At 67.2% G+C, this 3,480-nt stretch carries 4 protein-coding genes; 2 read left to right on the forward strand and 2 right to left on the reverse strand.

From position 1 onward, the window contains the following. On the forward strand, window positions 1-1,616 hold a 1,616-nt coding region (locus BRAS3809_RS26250; RefSeq protein ID WP_035658737.1), incomplete at its 5' end, for a TonB-dependent receptor. 346 nt (window positions 1,617-1,962) lie between these two features. Continuing rightward, window positions 1,963-2,577: a class I SAM-dependent methyltransferase gene (locus BRAS3809_RS26255; RefSeq protein ID WP_008965042.1), complete on the forward strand. Its 615-nt coding sequence runs from the start codon at window positions 1,963-1,965 to the stop codon at window positions 2,575-2,577. Here the strand turns inward: BRAS3809_RS26255 and BRAS3809_RS26260 are convergent, their stop codons facing one another. Next, window positions 2,578-2,829 carry a hypothetical protein gene (locus tag BRAS3809_RS26260; protein WP_035658739.1) on the reverse strand — a complete coding sequence of 84 codons (252 nt, stop codon included), beginning with the start codon at window positions 2,827-2,829 and terminating at the stop codon, window positions 2,578-2,580. Between the two features lie 265 nt (window positions 2,830-3,094). Beyond that, a partial coding sequence (locus BRAS3809_RS26265) for an extensin family protein (protein ID WP_035658742.1) occupies window positions 3,095-3,480 on the reverse strand: 386 nt, incomplete at its 5' end.

Below are 3,480 nucleotides of genomic sequence, written 5' to 3' on the forward strand. Positions count from 1 at the left end.
TCGGCGACGGCCATTTGCTGATCGCCGGGGAGGCCGGCCGCTATGACGGGCCGTGGACCACGCCGGACGATGCCAAGAAGCTCAATGGCCTGATGCGCTACTCGCAGGGCACCGCGACCGACGGCGTCTCGATCACCGGCATGGCCTATGCGAACCGCTGGACCTCGACCGACCAGGTGCCGGAGCGCGCGATCGCCTCCGGCCTGCTCGGCCGCACCGACGCCATCGACCCGACCGACGGCGGCAAGACCAACCGCTTCGCGCTGTCCGGCCGCGTCGCCGGCACCGACGATGCGGGATCGTGGAAGGCCAACGCCTATGTGGTGAAGAGCCAGCTCGATCTCTACAACAACTTCACCTATGCGCTGCGCGACCCGGACAATGGCGATCAGTTCCATCAGCACGACGATCGGCTGATGCTGGGCGCCAACGCGTCGCGGACATTCAACGGCAGCTTCGCCGGCCGGCCGATGGAGACGACAATCGGGCTGCAGACGCGCTACGACGACATCGCGCTGGCCCTGAGCTACACCGCGCAGCGGACCTATCTGAGCTATGTGCGCAACGACAAGGTCGACGAGGGCTCGGTCGGGCTCTATGTCGAGAACACCGTGCGCTGGACCGACTGGCTGCGCACCACCGTCGGCTATCGCGGCGATTATTATCAGACCCACGTCTACTCGGTGTATAACGGCAACAATACCGGCGATGCCGCGGCGAGTCTGGGCAGCCCGAAGTTTCGCATGACGATCGGGCCGTTCAACCAGACCGAGTTCTTCCTCGGCGCGGGCTACGGCATGCACAGCAACGATGCGCGCGGCGCGACGACCACGGACGACCCGAACGCGCCCGGCAACAGGATCGACTCTTCGCCGCTGCTGGTGCGAACAAAGGGCGCAGAAGTGGGCGTGCGCACGCGCGTCATCCCGGGCCTCGATTCATCGCTGAGCGTCTTCATGCTCAACCAGGATTCGGAGATCCTGTTCTCCGGCGACGCCGGCGACACCACCGCCAGCCGGCCGAGCCGGCGCTACGGATTCGAGCTGACCAACCACTACCGGCCGGCGTCGTGGATCGACATCGATGCCGACCTCGCGATGACCCATGCCCGCTTCGTCGGCGACGACACCGACCAGGCCGCCACCTATGCCCAGTTGGTCGGCTTGGGCGCTCCGCCGGAGGTGCTGCGCGGCAACGCGCCCGGCAACTACATCCCCAACGCGCCGTCGATGATCGCCTCGGCCGGCATCACGCTCGGCGAGAAGACCGGCTGGTTCGGCGGCCTGCGCTGGCGCTATCTCGGCTCGACGCCGCTGACCGAGGACAACTACTTCCGTTCGACCGCCACCAGCATCTTCAACGGCCGCATCGGCTTCCGCGACGCCAATGGCTGGCGCATCCAGCTCGACGTGCTGAACCTGTTCAACACCAAGGCCAACCAGATCTCCTACGGCTATGGCTCGCTGCTGCGCAGCGATCAGCTCTACCAGGCATGCTATCCCAGCATGGGGACGTCCACCATGCCGGCGCAAGTCTGCCAGACCGGCGTGATGGACCGCGTCCTGCACCCGATCGAGCCGCTGACATTGCGCGTGACGGTGGCGGGCACGTTCTGAGGCAAACTGATCTCACCGCGATGACCGTCTGCTCTCCTCCCCCCTGCCGGCAAAGGCTGTCGCATATGGCATCCTGAGCTGTCGCGACGAACAATGCTGTCAGTCGGTTTACTCCGTCATGCCCGGGCTTGTCCCGGGCATCCACGTGGTTCCAAGCACGCCGAGCGACGTGGATGGCCGGGACAAGCCCGGCCATGACGATGTGGAGAGAGACGAGCGCAAAACGACGGTCGTCAAATACGATGGCGTTCGCGGCAACAGCTTGGCTACGATAGCGTGTCCGCGAGCGCCGCGAACTCACCTCGTGCTAGGATGGCTCATTTTCTCGCTGAGCACAGAGCCCGCCATGTCCGACCGCAGCACCCACTGGCAGACCGTCTACACCACCAAGGCCGAGACCGAGGTCAGCTGGTATCAGGACGAGCCGGCGATGTCGCTGCGGCTGATCCGCGACGCTGGCGCCGGTGCGTCCTCGCGCATCATCGACATCGGCGGCGGCGCCTCGCGGCTGGTCGATGCGCTGCTGACGGCGGGCTATGGCGCGCTCACGGTGCTCGATATCTCCGAGGCGGCGCTGGCCGCAGCGCGCGCCCGGCTCGGCGCGGCTGCGGCAACCGTCGACTGGATCGCGGCCGATGTCACGCGCTGGACGCCGCAGGCGAGCTACGATGTCTGGCACGATCGCGCCGCGTTCCACTTCCTGACCGACGCGAACGACCGCGCCGCCTATGTCGCGCGGCTGCGCGCCGCCGTCGCGCCGGGCGGCGCCGTGATCATCGGTACGTTCGCGCTGGATGGTCCGGAGAAATGCAGCGGGCTGCCGGTCGTGCGCTACGATGCCGAGAGCCTGGCCGCAACGCTCGGCCCTGACTTCGGGCTGCAGGACAGCTGCACCGAGGCGCATCGCACCCCATGGGGCTCGGTGCAGCAATTCCAGTTCTGCAGGTTTCGCGCCGGTTAGTCAGCAGCACAGCGGCGGACCATCGGTCACGACCGCGAGCTCATCATCCGCGCCCTCACACGTGGCGGCAGCCGGCGCGCCGCCCTCCGGCCGCACCCGCCACGGGATCGGTTTCGGCGGCAGCAGCGCCAGGCGCTGCGCATCGGCGACGGCGCGACGGGCGATCTTCAGGGAGCGGCAGACCAGCACCGGCTGCTCGCCGGTGCAGACCGCGAAGCCCGAGCCAATCGCCTTGATGCGATACAATGCCATCTCCACCACTCCCATCCGGCCAGCAACCAGAACCCCGCGCGCCTTGTTCCTGGCGAGTGTGGCAGGTCTAGTGTCGGCCAATGGCGGACGGAAAAATTGGTCAATGGAATCCTAACGCGTTCGACGCGCTGGACGCATTTGCGTTCCGGTGCGGGACAGGACGCGTGCTCGGCTGCATCCTGGCGGAGAGAAATCCACAGACGCACACAGATGCGGGCGCATGGCGGGTGGCGAGTACGCACTCCCGATTCGCTATTCGCCCGTCTCAATAATCGCGGAATTCGTCTTCCTCGTTGATCAGCTGGCCGATCGACTTGGCGTGCTTGCGGGCCGGGATCGCGCTCGTCACGTCGGGCTCGCGCTGGCCGTAGCCGTAGCGCCGCTGCTGGGCGCGCGCGGCGACCGCCTCGCCGGATTGCGCCGCCGGCTGGCAGATCAGGCGGCGGCTGGCGCGGCGCATCAGATCGACGTGGATGTGGTCGTAATGATAGACGTTGGAGCCCGGCGCGAGCACGGTGGTGAACTGCTGGCACGCCCCGCCCTGGACGTCGCGCAGAAACCCCTGCTCCTCCGGCAGTCCGATCCAGCCGTCCTTGACGGTGACGCGGCGGCCGTCGGCGAGCGTGAAGGCGGCGATGTCGAGCGCATTGC

The sequence above is a fragment of the Bradyrhizobium sp. STM 3809 genome (assembly GCF_000239795.1).
Lineage (GTDB): Bacteria > Pseudomonadota > Alphaproteobacteria > Rhizobiales > Xanthobacteraceae > Bradyrhizobium.